Source organism: Alteromonas sp. I10, assembly GCF_003201515.1.
In the GTDB taxonomy this organism is placed as follows: domain Bacteria; phylum Pseudomonadota; class Gammaproteobacteria; order Enterobacterales; family Alteromonadaceae; genus Alteromonas; species Alteromonas macleodii.
Genome location: NZ_QJJN01000012.1, coordinates 88,726 through 113,535, shown reverse-complemented (window position 1 = coordinate 113,535; position 24,810 = coordinate 88,726). Strand labels below are relative to the sequence as shown.

Sequence of the window (24,810 nt, the reverse complement as noted above, 5' to 3'; positions counted from 1 at the left end):
ATGGATCGTATAACCGACAAAATTGCTAATTTAGCGAGAGCGCTCAACAAAGACGTCGATCCCAATCGTGAATACATCGACTATAAAACGCTTCGTAAGCAGTACGAGGCGAAAGCGAACGAAGAAGTATCACAACTACAGCAGCGTAGTAAAAAAGCGCGTGTAGAGGCTATTCATGGCCGTTCTGATCTGAATCCTAAATGGACCTTCGCCAACTTAGTTGAAGACAGTGACGATGTGATTGAAGCCGTATCTATAGCTCAGTCTTTTATTGCTGCCCATGACGACCCTGCATGGCGTCAAAGCGGCTCGCATATGATGCTGTTTTACGGCGATTACGGACGTGGTAAATCACATATCGCCGGCGCCATAGCCCATCAACTTATAGAGCAGTACGAAATTTCAGTACTTTATCGTCAACTGTCTACACTGCTTGAAATGCGCAATTTCTCGTTTGATTTTGGGGCTTCGGACAACGCGGGGCAGCGCTTCAGGGAGATCAATCAGGAACTGCTAGACGTTGATCTTCTTATTCTTGATGAGGTGTGTGTAAACGAAAGCGTGTTAAAGAAAAATGCGCAGAGTTGGTTTGGTAACCTGCTAAGACAACGCTTGGTAAACAAGAAAAACTGTATTTTGATCACCAATCACAATTTAGCCGAACTTGAAAATGCCCTTGGCCCCTATTGTTTTGAGTCGATAAAAGAATACGATACCTATAAGGTTAGGTTCCAAGGCCCAAGCCGCCGTGAAGGCTTAACCATTGAACAAGAAGACATGCAAGGCTCTGTTTCACAGCCACGCTATCAACCCAACCAGGTGCGCTAATAGCACCTGGTTTCCTCTCTCTCGAAACCTAGCCTTTACTCTGCTAGGTCTTTTCCTTCATTAAACCTTATTGCATGTTCCTGTTGTGCCAGGTAATAGCGAATCACTTAGCCTATTGATCACACTTTTACCAAAACAATACGGTTTTAATTCATAGATACACTCAACGATCTCCTTCAGTCAAACAAATAACCATTCTTACAGACTGACTTCTTCCTTGTAAAAGTGACTGTATTTTGGTCATCTTCTATGTTTTTCTCCTGAAAAATGGTCTGTTTTGATAAAATAATCTTGTCGTCCATAAAAACGTGCACATTTTTTGAAGGTGTTGATAAATGCGATCGGGCGATCTAATCACAGCTTTTGGAAAAGATCTCCTCCACAATGTGATCACGCTATAACGCACGTATCTACACGATCTTTTGAGCGCGATACATAAATAGCAAACATTTTATCCCCAGTTGGATCACATCTTGATCACCCCTGTGGATAGGATCCTACAAACCACTGTGCATAAGCTTTGATCGAAAAAAGAATAACTTTTCAAACGATTCGGGGTGTGGATAAAAAGGCCATTTATACACAAGTTTGAGGTAGGGTTATGGATCGGGGTTTCCCAATGTTATTGATCGCGTAACTTGATGATCTTTATGTGCTTTGATCGGTTACCCACAGATCTTGATGATCCTAATAAAAGTAAAAATAAACAGATCTAAAAGAGATCTTAAGATCTTATAATTCGATCACACCTTTTCAAAAACAGGTTTTGAGGAAAATTTAATCATTTTCTTTATCCAATAAGTCAGATAAAATACGCGCCCTTTTTTCAGCAGTCTCTGCGTGAGAAAAATTAGTTTTTAATCGGCTTATCGTAAGTTAATAGTGAGGTTTAACCATGTTTTATGCTGAAGCATTTGATGTCATCGTTGTAGGTGGTGGACATGCAGGTACAGAAGCGGCACTTGCAGCTGCTCGCATGGGTGCAAATACGCTGTTGCTCACTCACAATATTGAGACGATAGGCCAGATGTCGTGTAACCCTGCGATTGGTGGGATCGGTAAAGGCCATCTTGTAAAAGAGATCGATGCGTTAGGTGGTGCAATGGCACTGGCTATCGACAAAGGTGGTATTCAGTTTAGAACATTGAATTCTTCTAAAGGCCCGGCTGTTCGTGCAACGCGTGCGCAAGCGGACCGTACGCTTTACAAAAACGCTATTCGCGACATTGTTGAAAATCAAGAAAACCTAACCTTGTTCCAACAGAGCGTTGACGATCTGATTGTTGAAAACGATCAGGTATGCGGTGTTGTTACGCAAATGGGCTTGAAGTTTAAAGCTAAGTCAGTGGTACTGACAGTGGGTACTTTCCTTGGCGGAACCATACACATTGGCTTGGAAAACTATCGCGGCGGTCGTGCCGGCGATCCACCGTCTATCGCACTTGCAGATAGACTACGTGCCCTTCCGTTTCGTGTTGACCGTTTAAAAACTGGGACACCAGCAAGACTTGATGCTCGCTCGTTAGATTTTTCTGTAATGCAGCCTCAACCTGGTGACAATCCTACGCCGGTATTTTCGTTCATGGGTGATAGAACCATGCACCCTACACAGATCCCGTGCTATATCACCCACACTAACGAAAAAACCCACGATATCATTCGCGGGGGATTAGATCGCTCACCCATGTTTACTGGGGTAATCGAAGGTATCGGACCGCGCTATTGCCCAAGCATCGAAGATAAGATCACTCGTTTTGCAGACAAGACATCGCATCAAATTTTCGTTGAGCCTGAAGGTTTAAACAGCATTGAAGTTTATCCAAATGGTATTTCAACCAGTTTGCCATTTGACGTACAGATGAACCTTGTCCGCTCGATCAAAGGTTTTGAAAATGCGCACATTGTTCGCCCGGGTTATGCGATTGAATATGATTTCTTTGACCCACGCGATCTGAAACAAACACTGGAAACGAAGTTTATTCGAGGTTTGTTCTTTGCTGGCCAAATTAACGGTACCACTGGCTATGAAGAAGCGGGTGCGCAAGGGTTAGTAGCAGGCGCAAACGCAGCGCTACAAGTTCAAGAAAAAGACCCGATGATTTTACGCCGCGATCAAGCATACATGGGCGTACTTATCGACGACTTAGCTACCATGGGTACGAAAGAACCGTACCGCATGTTCACTAGCCGTGCAGAATACAGACTTCTGCTTCGTGAAGACAATGCCGATAGCCGCTTAACCGCGATGGGCCGAGAGATTGGTCTTGTTGATGATACGCGCTGGGCGAAATTTAACGACAAGATGGAAGCGGTAGAAAGTGAGCTACAGCGTTTACGCAGTCAGTGGATCCACCCTGATCACGCGGCAACGCCAGAACTCAATACCATGCTGAAAAATCCGGTGAGTCGTGAACATTCTCTTGAAGAGCTGATCCGTCGACCTGAAATGACTTACGGTCAGTTAATGGAAATTGAAAGTGTTGGCCCAGGTCTTGAAGATCCGATTGCTGCAGAGCAAGTGGAAATTCAAATTAAGTACGCTGGCTACATTGCCCGTCAAATGGATGAAATCGCGAAAACGCAGCGACACGAAAATACTTTGTTGCCGGTTGATATGGACTTCAGCAAAATTTCTGGCCTGTCGAACGAGGTTGTAGCCAAGCTAACCGAAGCCAGACCGGAAACTATTGGTAAAGCGTCGCGTATTTCGGGCATTACCCCGGCGGCCATCTCTTTACTGCTGGTTTATCTTAAAAAACACGGCATGTTGCGCAAGCAAGAGAAAATTAGTGCGTAAAACACGCGCTTAACTCAACACATTACGCGCAGCGCTTAGTTTTTCTTATTTATTCGCGTATTATGATTATCATAATTGCCTAAACTGTGCGAAAACTAGAAAAACTCGGCGCTTTTCACACCGTCCTATTACACCAATTTACATTCGTTACGCAGCGTTGATAAATTGCTGCGTTGATTAATTCAGGTGCTTTCTTCAAGCGCATTTTTATCTAGCATGAAGAACTGCATTAAGAAACGGCTGTAAATGAGCGGCAGATAATGATTTTCCGCACGTGTTTATGGTAGGGACTGTGTAAGGCAAAAGACATTAACGCGAACAGACAGATTTTTCGATGACGATACAGCAAGAATTGCACACCATTTTGGTGTCTGGACTCGATGCCCTTTCACTAGATTTAAGTGATAAGCAACAGCAGCAGCTAGTTGACTATGTGCTGCTTATGGACAAATGGAATAAGGCGTACAACCTGACCTCTGTGCGCGATCCTAAGCAAATGATGGTGAAACACATTCTAGACTCGCTGGCTATTGTGCCCTTTCTTGATGGTGACAATATCATTGATGTTGGAACGGGCCCTGGCCTTCCTGGTATGCCATTAGCTATCGCGTTTCCGGATAAATCTTTTACACTGCTTGATTCGCTAGGCAAACGTGTACGGTTTATGACCCAATGTGTGCACATGCTTGGATTAACTAACGTAACTCCTGTGCAAAGCCGCGTTGAAGAGCACAATGGCGATACGCCTTACGATATTGTGCTAAGCCGAGCTTTCGCTTCGCTAAAAGATATGTTGCACTGGTGTCAGCATCTGGTAGATTCAGAAGGTCAATTTTTGGCGCTTAAAGGTCAGTTTCCACAAGATGAGATAGACGAAGTGAGTGATCACTTCCATGTGAGCAAAACGGAAAACCTCACTGTGCCAAATTTGGTAGGCGAACGACATCTGGTTTGGCTAAAAAAGAAATAGCCGAAAAATAGAAATAGACGAGAACAGGATCTAACGTGGCTAAGGTAATCGCGATCGCAAATCAAAAAGGTGGTGTTGGAAAGACAACCACCGCAGTTAACGTGGCAGCGTCAATGGCAGCAACCAAGCGTAAGGTGTTGCTGATTGATCTCGATCCACAAGGTAATGCGACCATGGGAAGCGGCGTTGATAAATACGACGTTGAATCTACGGCATTTGAATTGTTGATTGAAGAAAAGCCAATTAACGATGTTATCGTTAAAGCGACAAGCGGCAAGTATGACCTCATCGCGGCGAACGGTGACGTAACCGCGGCAGAAATCAAGCTGATGGAAATGTTTGCCCGTGAAGTAAGACTTCGCAATGCGCTGAAGCCCGTTATGGATTACTACGATTTTGTCTTTATCGACTGCCCGCCTTCGCTAAACCAGTTAACGGTGAACGCCCTGGCAGCTGCCGATTCGGTAATGGTGCCTATGCAGTGTGAATATTACGCACTAGAAGGCCTCACTGCCCTTATGGATACCATTCAAAAATTGGCATCCGTAGTGAATCCAGAATTGAAGATTGAAGGCGTATTGCGTACTATGTACGACCCGCGCAATCGCCTTGCTAACGACGTTTCAGAACAGTTGAAGCGCCATTTTGGTGAACAGGTTTATCGCACGGTTATTCCGCGCAATGTTCGTCTAGCTGAAGCACCAAGCTTCGGTACGCCAGCGATGTACTATGATAAGTCATCGACAGGCGCTAAAGCCTACTTGGCACTGGCGGGTGAAATACTGCGTCGTAGGGACAAAACAACGCCTGCACAGGCAAAAGCAAGTTAAACTACAATAAGCTGAACACTATCAGCACATGCCATAGAGGACACTATGTCAGCACGTAAAAGAGGCCTTGGCCGCGGTTTAGATGCGCTACTCGCAACCAGCCAATCATCTGCTCAAAAAGAACAAGATGCCGCCGAGGTAAATTCAACCAACGGTGAGTTGAGTAAACTCCCTATTGAATACTTAGTGCCGGGCAAGTATCAGCCTCGTAAAGACATGTCACCTGAGGCATTAGAAGAATTAGCATCGTCCATTCGTGCGCAAGGTATTATTCAGCCTATCGTAGTGAGAAAAGTCGACGAGCACCGCTATGAAATCATTGCCGGTGAACGTCGCTGGCGAGCTTCACAACTGGCACAGCTAGACGAAGTGCCTTGTTTGGTTAAGAACGTGCCTGACGAAGCGGCAGTGGCCATTGCGCTTATCGAAAATATCCAGCGTGAAGATTTAAATGCTATGGAAGAGGCGCAAGCCCTTGACCGTTTAATGAATGAGTTCGCGCTTACCCATCAAGAAGTTGCCGAAGCGGTGGGCAAATCACGCACCACAGTGACAAATTTACTTCGTCTGAATAATTTGAACGACGACGTGAAACTGTTAGTCGAGCATGGCGATATTGAAATGGGTCACGCTAGAGCGCTGTTAGCGCTAGAAGGTGATACCCAGTCGGAAACTGCGCAAGTAGTATCGGGCAAAGGCCTTACTGTGCGCGATACAGAAAAGCTTGTTAAAAAGCTTTTGGAGCCAGCTAAACCTAAGCCTGAGAAGAAAGTTGATCCCGATGTGCAAAACCTTATGACACGACTTTCAGAAAATTTAGGCACTCCTGTGAGTATTGACCACAATGCGAAAGGCAAAGGCAAGCTGACAATTAGCTTTAGCGACCTTGAACAATTAGATGGAATTATCTCTAAAATTCAATAGTTTAAAATAAAATTAGTAGAGAAGCTCCCTTTGCCAACCCGCAATTGATACGCTGTTCGGTGCAAACACCGGACACTCTCCTTTCCGGTTATAGCAATAGAAAATTTTCAGAATAACTTTCAAAAAGCGTTGTACTGTTGAAAATTGTCGGTAAAACAGTATACTTCTGACGCTTTTTGTAAGACGTGAACAAGCTGCGAGTAAAAGTGACGAACAAGTTAGCAAAACGCGGGTTAGACCTCGCCAAGAAAGGGCTACTTTTTCAGGCTATTACAGCCCTAGTCGTTACCGCTTTCGCAGGCGCCGCAGGAGGAAGTCATTCCGCCATGTCGGCAGCGGCAGGTGCCTTAATAAGTATACTGCCTACAATAGTGTTTGCTGGCTTTGCATTTCGCTATGCAGGCGCCAGTAAAAACGACCTTGTTGCACGAAGTTTTAGCCAAGGCTCAAAAATGAAGCTGGCACTGACAATCATTTTATTTGTAATTGCGTTTAAAGGCTTAAATGCTACGCCGCTTGAGATTTTTGCAGCGTTCGTGATTACAACCGCTAGCCATGCGCTAGCCATGTTTCACTACGGTACGAAAGAATAAAGACAACGCATGGCGTTGCGATAACGAAAACAACGTAATCGACCGATTGAGACTAAAGAACCAGTCACCAAATTTTTACACTTTACAACTTGGGTTAAACAATGGCATCTGAATACACTACCTCAGAATACATCAAGCACCACTTGACCAATGCCACCATGTGCTCAACTGACAACGGAATAGCTTTTAATAAAGCGTGTTCTGACGCTGGTTTTTGGGCATGGCATGTTGATACACTGGCATGGTCTATCGGTCTTGGTCTTCTTTTCCTAATCATCTTTAGAAGCGTTGCTTCAAAAGCTACAACCGGCGTGCCTGGCAAAATGCAGGCATTTGTTGAGCTAATCGTTGAGTTTGTCGATGATAATGTGAAGAGCACTTTCCACGGTAAGAGCGCACTTATTGCGCCATTAGCACTGACTATCTTTGTATGGGTATTGCTAATGAACCTTATGGACCTTATCCCTGTTGACGTGCTGCCTACTATCGCAGGCCTAATTGGTTCTTCAGCGTTTGGTATGGATCCACACGACGTATACATGAAGGCAGTTCCAACTACTGACCTTAACCTTACGTTTGCACTAGCGGCGGGTGTATTCATCCTAATTCTTTACTATTCAATCAAGATGAAAGGCATTGGTGGCTTTACTAAAGAGCTTACTATGCAGCCTTTCGGTCACCCGCTTTTCATTCCGGTGAACTTTATTCTTGAAACCGTTACTTTGCTTGCGCGTCCGCTTTCACTAGCGCTGCGTTTGTTCGGTAACTTGTATGCCAGTGAGCTAATCTTCATTTTGATTGCTACAATTGGTTATTTCCAGCTTCCACTGCACTTCATGTGGGCTGTGTTCCATATTCTGGTACTTCCGCTTCAGGCGTTTATTTTCATGATGCTAACTATCGTGTACTTAAGCCTAGCGGCAGAAGACCACTAAGAATTAACGGGTACCGGGAATAGGTTTGCCGGTACCGTTTTTAACCGAGTTTTATTTTAAACATTAACCTTAACTAAACTTTAAATCGGAGATTTAAACATGCTTGCAATCGCAGTTGCTATCCTAATTGGTATGGGTGCTCTTGGTACCGCTATCGGCTTCGGTCTTCTAGGTGGTAAATTCCTAGAGTCTGCTGCTCGTCAACCAGAACTTGCACCACAACTACAAGTTAAAATGTTCATCGTAGCGGGTCTTATCGACGCCATCGCGATGATCGGTGTTGGTATCGCACTATTCCTATTGTTCGCTCCACCTCAGTACCTACTTTAATTCATACTCTAGCGAACTTTTATGAGGAGAGGCGATAGTGAATATTAACGCCACTTTTATTGGTCAATTAATCGCTTTCGCTGTGTTCGTGGTGTTCTGCATGAAATATGTATGGCCTCCACTAATGGCAGCGATTGAAGAACGTCAGAAGAAAATTGCCGATGGGCTTGAAGCTTCTGAACGTGCAGAGAAAGACCTAGAGCTAGCTCAAGCGAAAGCAACAGAGCAGCTTAAAGATGCGAAAGCGCAAGCAGCTGAAATTATCGAGCAGGCCAAAAAGCGCGCCAACCAATTGGTTGACGAAGAAACGCAAAAAGGCCATGCGGAACGCGAAAAGATTATCGCTTCTGGTTATGCCGAGATTGAAGCTGAACGCAATCGTGCCAAAGAAGATTTGCGCAAGCAGGTTTCTGCACTTGCAGTAGCTGGCGCACAGCAAATCTTACAACGTGAAATCGATGCAAACGCACAAAACGACATTGTTGAAAAACTTGTCGCTGAGCTTTAATAGGGAGATGAGCCATGTCTGAATTGACAACCGTTGCTCGTCCTTATGCTAAAGCTGCTTTCGATTTTGCTGTCGAGAAAGATGCCGTTGCAAAATGGCAAGAAATGCTCGCCTTTGCAGGCGCTGTAGCAGCGAACGATGACATGCACCAGCTTTTGTCTGGTGCGGTTGCCGCTGACACGCTTGCCGACATTTTTAACAATGTTTGTGGTGAGCAACTCGACGAACACGGCCAAAACCTGGTTAAGGTTTTGGCTGAGAATAAACGTTTAGCCGCGTTGCCTGAAATTTCTACTTTGTTTGATGCGTTTAAAGCAGATTACGACAAAGAAATAGAAGTGGACGTAACCTCAGCATCTACGCTGACTGATGCACAACAAAACGAGTTGGTTGCATCTTTGGAAAAACGTTTGGCACGTAAAGTGAAGCTTAATTGTAACGTGGACCTTGCCCTGATCGCTGGAATGGTAATTAATGCCGGCGATACAGTTATTGATGGTTCCGTAAAGTCGAAATTGAACCGTCTAGCAGACGCGTTGCAAGCATAACGGGGATAAGAGCATGCAACTTAATTCCACTGAAATTGCTGAACTGATCAAGAAAAGAATTGAACAGTTCAATGTAAGCAGTGAAGCACGTAATGAAGGTACTATCGTCGCAGTAACAGACGGTATTATCCGCATTCACGGCCTTGCAGATGTAATGCAAGGTGAAATGATCGAGCTTCCTGGAAGCCGTTACGCAATTGCACTAAATCTTGAGCGAGACTCTGTAGGTGCAGTTGTTATGGGTCCTTATGCGGACCTTAAAGAAGGCGATAAAGTACAATCTACTGGTCGTATTCTTGAAGTACCAGTAGGTAATGCACTACTAGGTCGTGTTGTTAACACACTAGGTGAGCCTATCGATGGTAAAGGCGCAATCGACGCAGCTGGTTTCGAGCCAGTTGAAAAAATTGCACCTGGCGTAATCGAGCGTCAATCGGTAGACCAGCCAGTACAGACTGGTTATAAGTCAGTTGATGCCATGATCCCAGTAGGTCGTGGTCAGCGTGAGCTTATCATCGGTGACCGTCAGTGTGGTAAAACAGCAATGGCTGTTGACGCTATCATCAACCAAAAAGGTACAGGCATTAAATGTGTGTACGTAGCGGTTGGTCAGAAAGCATCTACTATCGCTAACGTAGTACGTAAACTAGAAGAGCACGGTGCACTTGACCACACTATCGTGGTTGCAGCATCTGCATCTGAGTCTGCTGCGCTTCAATACCTAGCGCCTTACTCTGGTTGTACTATGGGTGAATTCTTCCGTGACCGCGGTGAAGACGCGCTAATCGTATATGATGATTTGTCTAAGCAAGCTGTTGCTTACCGTCAAATCTCACTACTACTTAAGCGTCCACCAGGCCGTGAAGCTTACCCAGGTGACGTATTCTACCTTCACTCACGTCTACTAGAACGTGCTGCACGTGTAAACGAACAATACGTTGAGCGTTACACAAACGGCGAAGTGAAAGGCAAGACAGGTTCATTGACTGCGCTTCCAATTATCGAAACGCAAGCTGGTGACGTATCTGCATTCGTACCAACTAACGTAATCTCAATTACCGACGGTCAGATCTTCCTAGAAACTGACTTGTTTAACGCAGGTATCCGTCCAGCGGTTAACGCTGGTATCTCGGTATCTCGTGTTGGTGGTGCTGCACAGACTAAAATCATCAAGAAGTTGGGTGGCGGTATCCGTCTAGCCCTAGCTCAGTATCGTGAACTTGCGGCGTTCTCGCAGTTTGCTTCTGACCTTGATGATGCAACTCGTGAGCAACTTGAGCACGGTGAGCGCGTAACTGAGCTAATGAAGCAGAAGCAGTACGCACCACTTTCAATTGCTGATATGGGTGTATCTCTGTTCGCGGTAGAAAAAGGTTTCCTTAAGGGTATCGAGCTTAACAAAATCCTAGATTTTGAAGCCGCTCTTCACTCTTACATGAACAGCGAACACGCTGACCTTATGAAGACTATCAACGAATCAGGTAACTACAACGACGAGATTGCCTCTAAGTTGAACGACGCTTTAACAAACTTTAAAGCGACACAAACTTGGTAATCAATGGTGCTGGTGTTTAACCACCAGCGCAATTCGTTGAGTAATCGGAGAGATAGTCATGGCCAGCGGTAAAGAAATAAAAGGTAAGATTGGGAGTATCAAAAATACTCAGAAGATTACCAGTGCGATGGAAATGGTTGCTGCGTCTAAAATGAAAAAGGCGCAGGAACGCATGGCTTCTGGCCGTCCATATGCACAAAATATGCTTAAAGTGATTGGTCACATTGCAAACGGTAACCTTGAATATCGCCATCCTTATTTGGAAGAGCGTGAAGTCAAGCGAGTCGGTTACATTGTGATTTCCACTGACCGAGGCTTATGTGGTGGCTTGAACACCAATGAATTTAAGCTCGTCACTCAAGACGTCAAAAAATGGCGTGAACAGGGTGTAGAAGTGGATTTTGCTGCATTAGGTTCTAAGGCGTGCAGTTTCTTCAACCGCTTTGGTGGCAAGTTGCTTGCTGCTGAATCTGGTTTAGGTGACAAGCCGGCTGTGAGCGATGTAGTGGGTGTTGTACGCGTTATGCTTAAAGCGTACGACGAAGGACAAATTGACCGAGTATTCTTGGTATTCAATGACTTCGTTAACACCATGACACAGAAACCTGTGATCAATCAGTTATTGCCTTTGCCAAAGTCAGAAGACGAAGAATATCAACATCGTTGGGACTACATCTACGAGCCAGATCCAAAAGAAATTTTGGAAGCACTAATGGTTCGTTACATTGAGTCTCAGGTGTATCAGGGTGTTGTAGAAAACGCGGCGTCAGAACAAGCTGCGCGAATGGTTGCCATGAAGGCAGCAACCGACAACGCCGGTAACCTCATTGATGAGTTACAACTGGTATATAACAAAGCGCGTCAGGCTGCAATCACACAAGAAATCAGTGAGATTGTGAGCGGTGCCGCAGCGGTGTAGGCAAAGGTTTAAAAGAGATAACGAGGACAAATTATGAGTCAAGGTAAGGTCGTCCAAATCATTGGCGCCGTTGTGGATATTGAATTTCCACAAGATGCGGTACCAAGAGTTTATGACGCACTACGAGTTACCGAAGGTGACTTGTCAGGTCTAACCCTGGAAGTGCAACAGCAATTAGGTGGTGGTGTTGTTCGTGGCATCGCACTAGGTACTACTGACGGACTAAAGCGTGGTCTTGCAGTAGAAAATACCGGTAACCCAATCATGGTTCCAGTTGGTACGAAGACACTTGGTCGTATCATGGACGTATTGGGTAACCCAATCGACGAAGCAGGCCCAATTGGTGAAGAAGAGCGTATGTCTATTCACCGTGAAGCGCCTAGCTACGAAGATCAGTCTAGCTCGGTAGAACTACTAGAAACTGGTATCAAAGTAATCGACTTGGTTTGTCCATTCGCTAAGGGTGGTAAAGTTGGTCTATTCGGTGGTGCGGGTGTAGGTAAAACCGTAAACATGATGGAACTTATCCGTAACATCGCAATCGAGCACAGCGGTTTCTCAGTATTCGCTGGTGTTGGTGAGCGTACGCGTGAGGGTAACGACTTCTATCACGAAATGAACGAATCAAACGTACTTGATAAAGTATCGCTTGTATACGGTCAGATGAACGAGCCACCGGGTAACCGTCTACGTGTTGCACTTACCGGTCTAACAATGGCTGAGAAGTTCCGTGACGAAGGCCGTGACGTTCTATTCTTCGTAGATAACATCTATCGTTATACCCTAGCAGGTACTGAAGTATCAGCACTTCTAGGTCGTATGCCATCTGCGGTAGGTTACCAGCCTACTCTTGCAGAAGAGATGGGTGTACTTCAGGAACGTATTACGTCAACGAAGACAGGTTCAATCACTTCAATCCAAGCGGTATACGTACCTGCGGATGACTTGACGGACCCATCTCCAGCGACAACCTTTGCTCACTTGGATGCAACGGTAGTACTTTCTCGTGATATCGCGTCTCTTGGTATCTACCCTGCGGTAGACCCACTAGATTCAACGTCTCGTCAGCTAGACCCGCTAGTAATTGGTCAAGAGCACTATGACGTAGCACGTGGCGTACAGACTGTTCTTCAGCGCTATAAAGAGCTGAAAGACATCATCGCGATCCTAGGTATGGACGAACTATCTGAAGAAGACAAGCAAGTGGTATCACGTGCTCGTAAGATTCAGCGTTTCCTATCTCAGCCGTTCTTCGTAGCAGAAGTATTTACTGGTGCACCTGGTAAATATGTATCGCTAAAAGACACAATCAGTGGCTTTAAAGGCATTCTAGACGGTGAGTATGATCACCTTCCAGAGCAGGCCTTCTACATGGTTGGTTCTATCGAAGAAGCGCTAGAGAAAGCCAAGAAAGCATAATGACAGGGCTAGCAGTTGCTAGCCTAGCATCATGCTAACGTACCTAATCAGGAGGTTCACATGGCAATGACAGTACATTTGGACGTAGTAAGCGCGGAGAAAGCGATTTTCTCAGGTCGCGTTGAAGCGATTCAGGTGACAGGTAGCGAAGGTGAGCTGGGTATTCACCCAGGGCACGCGCCACTTATCTCTGCTATTAAACCTGGTATGGTGCGTTTGGTTAAACAGCACGGTGAAGAAGAAGTAATCTATGTTGCTGGTGGTGTACTAGAAGTACAACCTGGCAATGTTACCGTACTGGCTGATACCGCGGTTCGAGCTGAAGATCTTGACGAGCAGGCAGCAGAAGAAGCCAAACGACGTGCAGAAGAGCACATCGCCAACCCAGGCGCTGACTTTAACTACGCTGAAGCAGCTCACGAGCTTGCAGAAGCTATTGCTCAACTTCGTCTTATTCAGAAGTTACGCAAATAAAAAGCACAGCTTTGAAAAAACCCGCCAAATGGCGGGTTTTTTATTGCCGAACGAAAAGTGGTCGTTCACATTCTCTTACGTTTATTTTTATTGCTTACATCGTTATTAGCGCTTAAGGTTGTAAGGTTATCTTTGATCTAAAGTACGCTAGTGCACTGAGTCAGAAATACGGCTTAGGTGCTCTACTTTATCTGCTAGTAAAAATATTATTAATGAAGCTCAATCCCTACGCTAATGTACACAACGGTGCATTTATAGGACTGTATCCAGCATTGTTGGTTGCTGTACTCCTTATGGTGCATTACTTCTCGGGAGCATTAGTTTTACCCATTAAAGAGGGGGGCCTAAGAGACTTCAACACTGCAATAGGTATGAGTTTACTATCAGGCTATTTTTGGTTTTGTATTCAGCTAAATCACAAAAATGTAGTAAGTACTTTGATCTCAATCCTTGTAAAAACAAGTCAGTTGAGTCATTTGAATCAGCACAGGCAAAAGTTATCAAGCAAGTTCCAACTACAATCCGCTAATTGCCTATTTATAGCCATCTTAAATACTGTTGTATATGTTCTTGTAGAGAACCTTCTTCTTAACGATGTAAAGTTTTACCAATATGTAATAACGATCTGCGCCGTTTTATTTTGGTTTTTGTTCTTTCTTTTTCTAGCGCAATCTTCATCGAATGTTAGCTACCTAAAAGATCACGTACTTAGCCAAACCGAGAACTATTACGATTACTTAAACTCACTTTCTTCTTTAGCAAAACTTTCCTTTGTGAATGCTACCCTCTCGTTAGGCGCTATTTCACTGTTCCCCATTTTTTGGTTAGGAAAAAATATTCCAATCTACGACATTTTGATGACGCTTTTATTTTCGGTAGTAATCGGTGTTTATCTCTTTTTTCCTGTCGTCAGGCTGAAGTCTCAGTGGTTAAAGGAGAAGTCGAATGTAAGCAGTAAACTTCTAGAAGAAATGGAATGTAAGATTTCGTCTGATAAGCTAGAGCAATATGAAAGATGTGATCAAGAGCTGGAAAGGCTAAGTATTCTTTCAATGAGACTATTTGAAAGGCGGGATAAAGTAAGGCTAGCTGCTTGCCTATCCTTCATAACAATAATGTGGAGTTTAGCGCTTTTTGTTTCCTAAGTTTGATAGGTAACCATGAGCAAGCTAATACGATTAAACATATGAAACACAATGTTTTATTCGACAACCTGATGTACCCAGTACTGCTAATCCTTTTCATGATTGCTTTGCATTGCTTTTCTGGCACTATTCAATTCCCCGTAGAATCTAGTGATGCGCAACGAGATCTAAATACAGCCATAGGAACATCTCTGCTTAGCGGAGTCTTTCTGTTAGCAATCAGAGTACTTCAACAAAAAGCGGCTAATAACCTTCTATTAATTCTTAATACTATTAAAAAGCACAATGAATTTGGCTTGCATAGAAGAATCTTGTCTGAGCAGTTTAAAAAGCAACTGGTATGGGCGATATCTATAGGATTTATGATGCCTTTGCTATACATGATCTCGGAAGGTGTTATAGAACGGATCGACGAGAAAGAAGTGTTTATTGTTGCAATGAGCGCGATACCCTTTTGGTTGCTTCTGTCTCTTTTTATTATGCAGCTGACAACAGTTAACAGGTACTTATGGAAGTTTTTGTCCGATGATACTGTTGATGCTATGGGGAAATTAAAGCTTTATAAGTACGTCATAAGCCTTACCGTAACAACAGTAATGACGACGTCGATGGTATTTTTGGTCATTCCCGTTTTTTGGATAAATCAGCCAATTCACCTCTTTGATGCAATTTTTATTTCCTGCTTGTTTGCGTTTTTTGTAGCATTTCTGCTCACTCCTCTTATGTATTTTCACCATCAAGTTAAAAAGATAAAACTAGCTGTGGCGAAAGAAATTGATAAGACAATAGCGCAGCTAATAAAACAAAGCTTGGTTGAAGAGAAAAGTAAAGAAATAGAGCACTTATTGCATGTAAAAGAAACGCTCTGCGACCCAAAGTCTTCATGGAAATTATAATAAGTGTAATGAATTTTGCTGCTTTGCTAGTTTGTATTACACCAACGTGGTGAAAGGCTATGGCTGTTTAAATTTCTACATTTAAGGAACTTACCTTATGCGAATATACGGCGACACGCGTTCAGGAAACTGTTACAAACTCCAACTGCTTCTTTCTTTGTTAGGTAAAACCTGCGAATGGATTGATGTGGACATTATGAAAGGAGAAACACGCGCTCCTTCTTTCCTAGAAAAGACCCCTAATGGGAAAATTCCGTTGCTTGAACTAGACGACGGCAGGGTGTTGTCAGAATCCAATGCCATCATGCACTACCTGGCATCTAACACTCCTTTAATCCCCTCTTCTCCCTATAGTTTTTCGCAACTTTTACAGTGGCAGTTTTTCGAACAATACAGTCACGAGCCTTATATCGCCGTTGCTCGCTACATCAATATTTATTTAGGGCTACCCGAGGACAGGAAAGCGGAGTACGAATCTAAACAAGCGGGTGGATATCGAGCACTAGCTGTCATGGAGCATCAACTTAAAACTACGCCGTTTTTGCTAGGTGACACGTTAACTCTTGCGGATATTTCATTGTTTGCGTATACCCACGTGGCCCACGAGGGCGGGTTTGACCTTTCCGCCTATCCCGCCATTCGAAATTGGATAAGTTTAGTCAAAGATCAAAAGGGCTTCATTCCCATGAACGCGTAATGTGCGCTAAACGAAGTTCTACGCTAGAAATGCCTTCTATGTGACATAGGGCCTTGCCACTTATCTTGTAAGGCTCTCTGTGCTCTGTAAAGCCCAGAAACGTCGATTTGATCTAAGCACTGTAGTGCATAAGCTGTTGCTTCTAGCGTGGAAAGTGCATTGCTTAATGTGGTATGACGAATAGCATAGTTAGAAGTGGGTGCAGAAATGAAGTGAAACGCTGGTAACTTTGTTAACCATGGGTTCTGTTTCACTAGACCAAATGCTTGTTTCCAACTTCCATCTATTAGAATTAGCGTTGTGATCTCAGAACGTGCAACGGCATCGACACTTTCTATCGGTGTACTGCATTCACTTGGGTAAACAAGCACTGAATGTCGACGTGAGCAGTGTTCGGATAGTGATTGCATAGCGACGACATCATTAGCAAGTATGATTCGCGTCGAAGGAATACACAATGAAACTAAGCGCGCCGTATTCTTGGCGTGAAGTGCTTCTTTTTCGTGTTGAACTATCACAATCTCTAACGATGTATCTACTGTGTTAATGTGAGAGCAAATACAGGTTTTTTGAGGATATCCACAGTGTTCACAATAAAGGCGCATAACTGAATTTCTTTATTCTCTTTTGAACGTTTATCGCACTTATTAACTAAGTAACTTAATAGATAGGATAATATACAACATGCCGAATGAAGCAGTACAATCTCGAGTAGAGAAAACGCTTTCTTTAGTGCCTGAGGGACAGGTAATAAGTTACGCCTTGCTCGCTGACCTGTGTGGATTACCCGGCAGAGCTAGAATGATGGGAAAGTGTTTAAGAGAGATAAATGCTGACTGCCACTGGCATCGCGTACTACGTGCTGACGGTAAAATTGCTTTTCCTGCTGGCTCTGATAAAGCGGATGAGCAGCGAGAGCGATTAGCAGAGGAAGGTGTGGTCGTTAAAAACTACCGAGTGAATATGACGAAGTTTGGTTGGAAGCCAGATTTACACACTATACTAGTAGAGTTAGAGTACTGAGCTTTCACTTTTTATATGAAAGCAGTTAGCAAATATATGGCGATTAATATAGTGCAGTGCATATAAGATGATAAAAAAGATTACTATTGATCAGTTAGTGCCAGGCATGTTTGTTCATCAAATTTTAGAGCAAAAAGGTGCGTTGAGGGTTACGAGCCAAGGCCGCGTTACGTCTGATGACGTGGTTAAAACACTTAGAAAGCGAGGTGTGAAAACCCTCGCCATTGATACAGATAAGGCGTTTAACGTTGAGCAACCTAGCTCATCGGCTACTGTGGAAAAGCACCAAAACTCGCCTTCTGATCAGCCGGTAAAATCAAAAAAAGTATCACTAGAAAATGAGCTGGTAAGAGCCGCAAAGCTTCACGAGCAAGGAAAGGCAATTCAAAAGTTGTTACTTGCCAATGTACAAAAAGAGACGCCTTTTGATGCAAGTATTCCCAAAGCATTTTCAAACAAGTTGGTAGAGTCGGTAGATAGAAACCCCGATGCGTTACTTTGTCTGACTAAAATTCGAGAAAAAGACGACTATTTACTAGAGCATTCTCTGAACGTTGCTATTTTACTCGCCAATTTTGGCAAGTATTTAGGGATGTCTGAAGAAGAGGTGCAAGACCTTTCCTATGCTGGCTTTCTACACGACTTGGGCAAAATCAAAATTCCAGATGAAATTCTTCATAAGCCAGGCCGCCTTACGGACAGCGAAATGGACATCATGAAAGGTCATGTAAAGCACGGGGTCGACTATTTAAAAAGTACGGAAATTGCGCAGCCACTGATTCAAGCGATTAGTGAGCATCATGAGCGATTGGACGGGTTAGGCTACCCTGCTGGGACCAAAGGTGAGGATATTAGTCAAGCAGGCCGAATGCTTGCCATTGCCGATATGTACGATGCACTCACCGCGGACCGGGTGTATAAGGCCGGTATGTCTAGCCAAAAGGCATTCTCTATTTTGATGAGTGATGCGCCAACGCGTCTTGACCAGTCGCTCGTTCAACAGTTTATAAAGTGTCTGGGCGTATACCCCGTAGGGAGCCTAGTTCTATTATCAAATGATAAATTAGCGATGGTGCTTGAACAGAGAGACTCCCCGCTTACGCCACTCGTAAAGGTTTTTTATTCGGTTCGCAGTAACCACTATCTAACGCCGAAAGATGTTGACCTATCATCGGATAAAACAATCAGTATCAACAAAGCCGTCATAGCGTCTGACTATAAGATTGATCTGAACGCATTTTTTGAGCGTTAAGTTTCAATAGGCTAAAACGTTACTTTTTAGCAACACAGTGTAGTATTTACACTGTGTACCAACGCATTTTTTCTTCTTTATTCCAACGTTCATTTAGCTAACGTTCAGGTTTGATGTCCTACAATCCTCTAAACATGAAGTGCTGTAGTGCCTTTGAGTGCTGATTTTTAGAAAAAGTTAAGCAGGAAGCGAACTCGTGGCGCTCAGATACTCGTTGTTGCTTATATACAGAATATTTGCCAGTGGAACGCTAATTGCTATCACTGTAGTTGTTTAATGCAAAACTAACACTGAGCTTATTGAGAGTGGCAATGGATAAATGCAACTCATCAATATTGAGCTTTTAATTGAAATAAGAGGAAGTTATGAAAAAGACTCTTGCTGTAAGTTTGATTGCTGCGTCACTAACGGTAGCAGGTTGCGCAACTGATCCGAATAATACGCAAAAAGGTGCCGCTATTGGTGCGGTAGTAGGCGCATTGCTGGGTAAAGCGACAGGTGATAACGACAAAAGTCGTTATGCGTGGGGCGCTGCGGTAGGTGCAATCGCAGGTGGTGCGATAGGTAACTACATGGACAAACAGGAAGAAGAGCTTCGAAATGAGCTTTCTGATACTGGCGTTCAAGTTGTGCGAGAAGGCGATAATCTGCGATTGATCATGCCGGGCGACATTACCTTTGCTACTGACAGTTCTAGCATCAGCCCTAACTTCAATCCGGTTCTTCAAGACGTTGCCAAAGTCGTAAACAATTACGAAAAAACCGTTCTTATGATCAAAGGTCATACGGATGACACTGGCTCTGAGCAGTACAACCAGTCTTTATCTGAGCGTCGCGCAGGAGCGGTTAAGAATTTACTTATTAACTATTCCGTTAACCCGACGCGTATCACGACGGTAGGTATGGGCGAATACGCACCTAAAGTACCTAACAATAGTGCAGCAAACCGCTCGATGAACCGTCGAGTAGAGATGGAAATTCAACCACTCACACAGTCTAATACCTAAAGGTAGTTAAGACCCAAAGAGAAACAAAGGCCCCGTTACGTCGGGGCTTTTTTTATTGTATGGTTTTAATTTGATTAGCAACGCTATCTGCAAGCGCGTTGGGGATAGGGATCGTTAAATGGTATTGGGTGACTTTCCACTTTGCTCCCTCTTTTATTAAGACACCCGTGCCTCGTGTTTCTCCCAGGCTTTCATTATCGAGCAGTTCATCGAACCAGGCTACATCGTGATTAGGGGAAAAATAGATATGCCTGTCTCGCGGGTGGTATGTCCATCCTCTGCCCTTGTCAAAGTGAGGTTTGGCATACGCCTTAAACGCTTCTTTGGTCCATACCTCAGATGCGTCGGTGCCAATAAAGATCGCGCTGTCGTGATACAAACCAAAATACTGCTCAAAGTCTGCAATAGACGCATTGTGATGTAGAGCATTAAGTGTCTGATTCACTGCGTCGCGGTCGTTGTTCGCAACGGCCGTCGTCGCAACAGCAAGCATGACCAGACCTAACAATAGATATTTCATAGTGACTCCGCTTTTCTTCTAGTATTTCTTATTATGCTGTTGAACGCATCATTAGTATATTCGAAGCAAATAATTGCCACTGTTTACTGCAATGTTATAGCATTGGGTTAATCGTTTAACTATCGATGCTGTGAGTGGCTAAAACTACCGCTAAATTCTGAACGAAGTTGTGTTGATAGCAAATATTTCCTCCTTGATGTAATGGCTAAAATGTCTTCTAGTATTCAACGAAACCGTATTCGAAGCATCGATATGATGCGTGGCTTGGTCATGCTCATTATGCTTATCGATCACGTGCGAGAGCGCTTTTTTCTGCATTTGCAGGTATCTGATCCTATGGATATCGATACTACGTCACCTTCTCTATTTTTCACACGGTTAGCCGCCCATTACTGCGCACCCACATTCGTGTTTTTAACGGGGCTGTCTGCATGGCTCTATGCCAATCCAATGGACTCAGCGAATAAGGCTAAGCCGACACGTAATGTCAGAGAGTTCTTAATTAAGCGTGGATTGTTTATTTTGTTCTTAGAGGTCACATTTATTACGTTTAGCTGGGGGGCGAGTTTCCAAACGCTTTATCTTCAGGTGATGTGGGCCATAGGTATCAGCATGATTGCTCTGGCTGTATTGAGTTATCTTCCAAGAACTCTGTTGCTCATTTTAGGCCTCTTAATTGTCTTTGGACATAATGCACTAACGCCAATTAGCTATGTTCCACATGAAACAGGCTATACGCTTTGGACAATGCTGCACGATAGAGGATATATACTTCAGTCAGCCGCCCTAAACATTAAAGTGAGTTATCCCGTGCTTCCTTGGATAGGGGTAATACTGCTCGGTTATGCATGTGGGCCTCTTTACAGTCAACAGCTTGATAAAGCGCGACGCGGTCGGTGGTTGCTTGGTTTATTTGCAGTGTCGCTCAGCCTATTTTTCCTACTTCGCGGTTTAAATATTTATGGTGAGACCTTGCCTTGGGAGCTACAACAAAGTGCCATCACTACGTTGATGTCATTACTTAATTTGACTAAGTACCCCCCGTCTTTAGCATTTTTGCTCTTTACGCTGGCCGGCATGTTTCTATTGTTGTTTGCTTTCGAGCGCGTTAAGGATACGCAGTTTGCGTTTCTCGACACCTTTGGCTCGGTCCCGATGTTTTTCTACATCCTGCATTTGTACGTATTGCTGGTGATGTACGGTATTGCATTCTTTATTTGGGGGACGAATAAAGGAAAATACGTGGGCGTAGACCATATTTATCAAATATGGTTAATAGCTGCTGGCCTTAGTTTAGTGCTTTATTTCCCTGTTAAATGGTTTAGCGCCTATAAATCAAAGCACCACGCCCCTTGGCTTAAATACTTGTAAGACAGGCCTTCGCGTCTATTGTGGGTCGTATCATTATTAAGGTGGATAGCAAAGTGCGCTATTGGGAGCGAAAGGCACTTAATTGAAAGTTTTAATTAAGAGTTTAGATGAGCGTCGGTTTTCGACTTACCAGCTGCTTCATCCTTCATGTTTTACCGTAGACTCCCGAACAACCAAGGAAGGTTCGAAGTACAGCTGAACGTTATTAGCCTGACCATATACTTTATTAAGTATGTACTTGGCTGACATTTCAGCCATTTCCGCAATTGGGTTACTGACCGTGGTAAGACGAGGAAAAACATGGTGGGCAAATACCACGTCATCGAAACCGACCACAGACAAGTCATGGGGAAGGCTCATGCCTAAATCTCTCGCGCAGCTTATCGCACCCGATGCCATCCAATCGTTGGCGCACACTAAAGCCGTGAAAGGCACATCGCGCGCCATGAGCTCTAACAAGCCAATCTTCCCGTCTTCTTCAGAATAGTCGCCGTTAAATATCAACTGTGGGTTTATGGGCAACCCTGCTTCCGACAAGGCGCGTTTATGTCCTTCCAAGCGCAAGCTCGCGTCACACTTGTCAGTCGGCCCAGAAATATATGCAATGTCTTTATGGCCTAGCTCGAGTAAGTGGCGGGTAGCCAGATATCCACCCTTTTCATTATCGAGGCTAGTGCATGCCTCAGGTAGCCCTTCCACCTGTCTGTTAACCAAAGCAACGGGAAGTTTCGACTGGTTTAACTCCAATAAATACTCATCGGATAATGCTTCTGCATGCATGATGAGTGCATCGCAGTTACGGCTAATAAGAAACTCTACCGCATCTTTCTCGGTTTCTAGGCAATTTCGTCCTACCGAAATAATGACATGTTTATCTGCAGCGCGCAGCGTTGACTCTACAGCTTGCATCAGATCGCCAAAAAACGGGGCGTTGAGTTCAGGTACAAGTACCCCGACGCTGTCAGTGCGGTTATTTGCCAATGAACGAGCGACAGAATTTGGGCGGTAATTTAGCTCTTTAACCGCTTTCTCTACGCGTTCTTTCAGTACTTTGTTTACCGAAGCCTTACCATTTAATACGCGGGATACCGTAGATAAAGAAACACCTGCACGCTCGCAACTTGATAAATGGTGGGCACGTGATAAGACCTCGTTTTCTAAAACAATCACTCTAACTGACTGTATTATGCCGATATCGGCGGTTGTTCGCTACGTCGAGAGAGTAAAGCTTGTGTAACTTCTTTTTGTTTTTCGTCATTTAATGGGTACAGACAGATTAACGCCGCGCCAGCAAAGCCAAATAGCGCCGGTATTAATCACTCAAGAACGCCGAGATTTGCTACCTCGTGATCTAGGTTTGGCACTTCAAGAACTAAACCAAGTCAACGAAAACAAGTCAATCGGTTTAAATCTTGAGTACTTCGTAAATGACGAGCTAACTCTAGTCTTCGACCTTCATAATTCGACGGCAGAAGGACGCCCAGATGCGCCCTATGGAACGTGGACAAATCTTGGTTTAGGCGCAAACGTAGTTAAAGGGCAAGGTGTCGATTTCAGAGGCGACTTCCCAATTATGTTCGTCGATTTTGACGATGAAGCTCGTGATAATCTTAACGGTAATGGCGTGCTTGACCAAGATGACGTAGGTACATCGATATTGGACATGAATTTCTCGTCGCAAGACACCGAAATTACTCAAGCTCGTCTTGATGGCTCTTACGTTATGGATACCGGAAGCATTAACTTTGGTATCGAGTCACGCTCAATGGAGAGCACATCGCTCCAATCTCTAACCCGCCACACCATGGGCAACTGGGGAATTGAGAACCCGGGTGAGCTTCCTGCTGGTTCTTTAACACCGCTGGATTTGGCGAGTGAGTTTAGCGATTTCAATACTGAGGGGATGTTCTCTCAGGGCTTTACCGGTAGCGTTGCGCAAATTGGTGCATTTGCTGCTCAAGAATACGGTTTTGATTTTCTTGCCAACAACCCGTTTGCAACTAACCGTACTATTGAAGAAGACATAACTGCGGTTTATTTCGAATTGGATTTATCTGGCGAGTTAAACGGCATGGAGTACAACCTGTTGGCAGGTGTACGCTACGAAAATACCGATGTAACTTCAATTGCAAATATAAGTTTACCTAGCGGCATTGCGTGGGAAGGTAATAATGACTTCAACGTCCGCTTTGGAAGCGACATGGAAGATGTTGAAGTTGAATCAAGTTACGACCATGTACTTCCTGCATTAGATTTCGATATCGAAGTTGTTGAAAACATGATTGCGCGATTCTCTTACAGCAAAACTATCGCACGACCAACTTATAATAGGTTAAGTGCTGCATCGACAGTATCGCCTCAAAGCGGGCCGACAATTCTTACTGACAGCATTACCGCCACCGCGAGTTCAGGTAACCCATCGCTAATACCATTAGAATCAGACAACCTTGATCTTTCATTCGAATATTATTTCGATGAGACAAGCTATGTGTCGGTTGGTTTTTACGATAAGCGTGTTAAGAACTTTATCGGTAATGAACAAGTTGAAGAAAATATCTTTGGGTTGAGAGACGTTACCAATGGACCGCGTGCAGAGGCGGCTCGCGCTGAATTAGAGGCGCGTGGTATTCCAATTAATGACACGTCATTGTTTAACATGGTTGCTGCGATGGAAAACGGTATCGAGTATGACTCGTTGACTGACGAGCAGTTTGAGCAGCAATTCGATGTGCTGCCCAATAGCGAAGATCCGTTGATTACCTTCATTAACTCTAAACCTGTTAACAATAAAGCGGCGAATATTTACGGTTTCGAACTTGCTGCGCAGCACTTCTTTGGTGATAGCGGCTTCGGGGTACTGGCTAACTACACCACAGTGCAAGGTGATATTGGTTTTGATAATGACGCAAATCCATCGATAACTCAGTTTGCCCTTGTGGGACTAAGTGACACAGCAAACCTCATCTTGATGTATGAGAAAGATGCTTTGCAAGCGCGTATTGCCTACAACTGGCGTGATAAGTTCCTTGATACAACCTCTCAGTACATTAATGAGCCGGGCTATACCGAAGACTATTCACAAATAGACTTCAATGTTTCTTACGACATCACTGAAGATCTTACGGTATCATTTGAAGGGATAAACATCACAGATGAAAATATCCGTAGACACGGCAGAACAAGTGCTATGTTGTGGAAATTAGATGAGCTTGGCGCTCGCTATGCACTGGGAGTTCGCTACAAGTTTTAACGATTGGGGTGTGTTTACC

General features: G+C 44.1%; 23 protein-coding genes and 2 pseudogenes. 22 read left to right on the top strand and 3 right to left on the bottom strand.

The window, feature by feature from the left end:
- From BZA03_RS19200 to BZA03_RS19120, 17 genes are all read left to right on the top strand, one after another.
- Positions 1–828, top strand: a complete 828-nt coding sequence (locus BZA03_RS19200; RefSeq protein ID WP_014951458.1) for an ATP-binding protein — start codon at positions 1–3, stop codon at positions 826–828.
- 895 nt (positions 829–1,723) lie between these two features.
- Complete coding sequence (mnmG, locus tag BZA03_RS19195) at positions 1,724–3,625, top strand: tRNA uridine-5-carboxymethylaminomethyl(34) synthesis enzyme MnmG (protein WP_110289602.1); 1,902 nt, start codon at positions 1,724–1,726, stop codon at positions 3,623–3,625.
- 334 nt (positions 3,626–3,959) lie between these two features.
- Positions 3,960–4,595, top strand: a complete 636-nt coding sequence (gene rsmG, locus BZA03_RS19190; RefSeq protein ID WP_110289601.1) for a 16S rRNA (guanine(527)-N(7))-methyltransferase RsmG — start codon at positions 3,960–3,962, stop codon at positions 4,593–4,595.
- Between the two features lie 35 nt (positions 4,596–4,630).
- Positions 4,631–5,425 (top strand): ParA family protein, encoded by a 795-nt coding sequence (locus tag BZA03_RS19185; protein WP_014951455.1) that lies wholly within the window; start codon positions 4,631–4,633, stop codon positions 5,423–5,425.
- A gap of 45 nt (positions 5,426–5,470) precedes the next feature.
- Positions 5,471–6,349 carry a ParB/RepB/Spo0J family partition protein gene (locus BZA03_RS19180; protein WP_014951454.1) on the top strand — a complete coding sequence of 293 codons (879 nt, stop codon included), beginning with the start codon at positions 5,471–5,473 and terminating at the stop codon, positions 6,347–6,349.
- A gap of 206 nt (positions 6,350–6,555) precedes the next feature.
- A complete protein-coding gene (locus BZA03_RS19175; protein ID WP_075177315.1) occupies positions 6,556–6,942 on the top strand; it encodes an ATP synthase subunit I in 387 nt (128 codons plus the stop codon).
- Positions 6,943–7,043: 101 nt separating this feature from the next.
- Positions 7,044–7,877, top strand: coding sequence for a F0F1 ATP synthase subunit A (atpB, locus tag BZA03_RS19170; RefSeq protein WP_075177145.1), 834 nt, complete (start codon positions 7,044–7,046; stop codon positions 7,875–7,877).
- 99 nt (positions 7,878–7,976) lie between these two features.
- Positions 7,977–8,207 (top strand): F0F1 ATP synthase subunit C, encoded by a 231-nt coding sequence (gene atpE / locus BZA03_RS19165; protein WP_075177146.1) that lies wholly within the window; start codon positions 7,977–7,979, stop codon positions 8,205–8,207.
- A gap of 37 nt (positions 8,208–8,244) precedes the next feature.
- The gene (gene atpF, locus BZA03_RS19160; RefSeq protein WP_075177147.1) at positions 8,245–8,715 is read left to right on the top strand and encodes a F0F1 ATP synthase subunit B; all 471 of its coding nucleotides are present in this window, start codon (positions 8,245–8,247) and stop codon (positions 8,713–8,715) included.
- A 14-nt stretch (positions 8,716–8,729) separates the two neighbouring features.
- On the top strand, positions 8,730–9,263 hold the full coding sequence (gene atpH, locus BZA03_RS19155) for a F0F1 ATP synthase subunit delta (RefSeq protein WP_110289600.1): 534 nt from the start codon (positions 8,730–8,732) through the stop codon (positions 9,261–9,263).
- A gap of 13 nt (positions 9,264–9,276) precedes the next feature.
- Positions 9,277–10,818: a F0F1 ATP synthase subunit alpha gene (gene atpA / locus BZA03_RS19150; protein WP_014951450.1), complete on the top strand. Its 1,542-nt coding sequence runs from the start codon at positions 9,277–9,279 to the stop codon at positions 10,816–10,818.
- A 58-nt stretch (positions 10,819–10,876) separates the two neighbouring features.
- Positions 10,877–11,737 (top strand): F0F1 ATP synthase subunit gamma, encoded by an 861-nt coding sequence (gene atpG / locus BZA03_RS19145; RefSeq protein ID WP_110289599.1) that lies wholly within the window; start codon positions 10,877–10,879, stop codon positions 11,735–11,737.
- A 33-nt stretch (positions 11,738–11,770) separates the two neighbouring features.
- Complete coding sequence (gene atpD / locus BZA03_RS19140; RefSeq protein ID WP_014951449.1) at positions 11,771–13,156, top strand: F0F1 ATP synthase subunit beta; 1,386 nt, start codon at positions 11,771–11,773, stop codon at positions 13,154–13,156.
- Positions 13,157–13,216: 60 nt separating this feature from the next.
- Complete coding sequence (locus BZA03_RS19135; RefSeq protein WP_014951448.1) at positions 13,217–13,630, top strand: F0F1 ATP synthase subunit epsilon; 414 nt, start codon at positions 13,217–13,219, stop codon at positions 13,628–13,630.
- A 212-nt stretch (positions 13,631–13,842) separates the two neighbouring features.
- Positions 13,843–14,775: a hypothetical protein gene (locus tag BZA03_RS19130; protein WP_110289598.1), complete on the top strand. Its 933-nt coding sequence runs from the start codon at positions 13,843–13,845 to the stop codon at positions 14,773–14,775.
- A gap of 41 nt (positions 14,776–14,816) precedes the next feature.
- Complete coding sequence (locus BZA03_RS19125) at positions 14,817–15,671, top strand: hypothetical protein (RefSeq protein WP_110289597.1); 855 nt, start codon at positions 14,817–14,819, stop codon at positions 15,669–15,671.
- 97 nt (positions 15,672–15,768) lie between these two features.
- Positions 15,769–16,368, top strand: coding sequence for a glutathione S-transferase family protein (locus BZA03_RS19120; RefSeq protein ID WP_069945254.1), 600 nt, complete (start codon positions 15,769–15,771; stop codon positions 16,366–16,368).
- A gap of 23 nt (positions 16,369–16,391) precedes the next feature.
- On the opposite strand, the gene BZA03_RS19115 is transcribed toward BZA03_RS19120, so the two are convergent.
- Positions 16,392–16,973, bottom strand: coding sequence for a tRNA-uridine aminocarboxypropyltransferase (locus BZA03_RS19115; RefSeq protein WP_069945253.1), 582 nt, complete (start codon positions 16,971–16,973; stop codon positions 16,392–16,394).
- Positions 16,974–17,052: 79 nt separating this feature from the next.
- Between BZA03_RS19115 and BZA03_RS19110 the strand changes: the two genes are divergently transcribed.
- The 3 genes from BZA03_RS19110 to BZA03_RS19100 all read left to right on the top strand — a co-directional run bounded on the left by BZA03_RS19110 (position 17,053) and on the right by BZA03_RS19100 (position 19,650).
- A complete protein-coding gene (locus BZA03_RS19110) occupies positions 17,053–17,391 on the top strand; it encodes an MGMT family protein (protein WP_014951444.1) in 339 nt (112 codons plus the stop codon).
- Positions 17,392–17,458: 67 nt separating this feature from the next.
- A complete protein-coding gene (locus tag BZA03_RS19105; RefSeq protein ID WP_069945252.1) occupies positions 17,459–18,643 on the top strand; it encodes an HD-GYP domain-containing protein in 1,185 nt (394 codons plus the stop codon).
- A gap of 365 nt (positions 18,644–19,008) precedes the next feature.
- Entirely contained in the window at positions 19,009–19,650 is a 642-nt protein-coding gene (locus BZA03_RS19100) for an OmpA family protein (RefSeq protein WP_014951442.1), read from the top strand.
- A gap of 52 nt (positions 19,651–19,702) precedes the next feature.
- Here the strand turns inward: BZA03_RS19100 and BZA03_RS19095 are convergent, their stop codons facing one another.
- Entirely contained in the window at positions 19,703–20,170 is a 468-nt protein-coding gene (locus BZA03_RS19095) for a nuclear transport factor 2 family protein (RefSeq protein WP_110289596.1), read from the bottom strand.
- Positions 20,171–20,371: 201 nt separating this feature from the next.
- Here BZA03_RS19095 and BZA03_RS19090 point away from each other — a divergent pair, with 201 nt between their 5' ends.
- Positions 20,372–21,541, top strand: a complete 1,170-nt coding sequence (locus tag BZA03_RS19090; RefSeq protein WP_110289595.1) for a DUF1624 domain-containing protein — start codon at positions 20,372–20,374, stop codon at positions 21,539–21,541.
- Between the two features lie 138 nt (positions 21,542–21,679).
- On the opposite strand, the pseudogene BZA03_RS19085 reads toward BZA03_RS19090, so the two are convergent.
- Positions 21,680–22,680: pseudogene (locus BZA03_RS19085) on the bottom strand (LacI family DNA-binding transcriptional regulator).
- Positions 22,681–22,847: 167 nt separating this feature from the next.
- Here BZA03_RS19085 and BZA03_RS19080 point away from each other — a divergent pair.
- Positions 22,848–24,791 (top strand): annotated as a pseudogene (locus tag BZA03_RS19080) (TonB-dependent receptor); the annotation flags it as partial.
- Positions 24,792–24,810 lie beyond the last annotated feature (19 nt).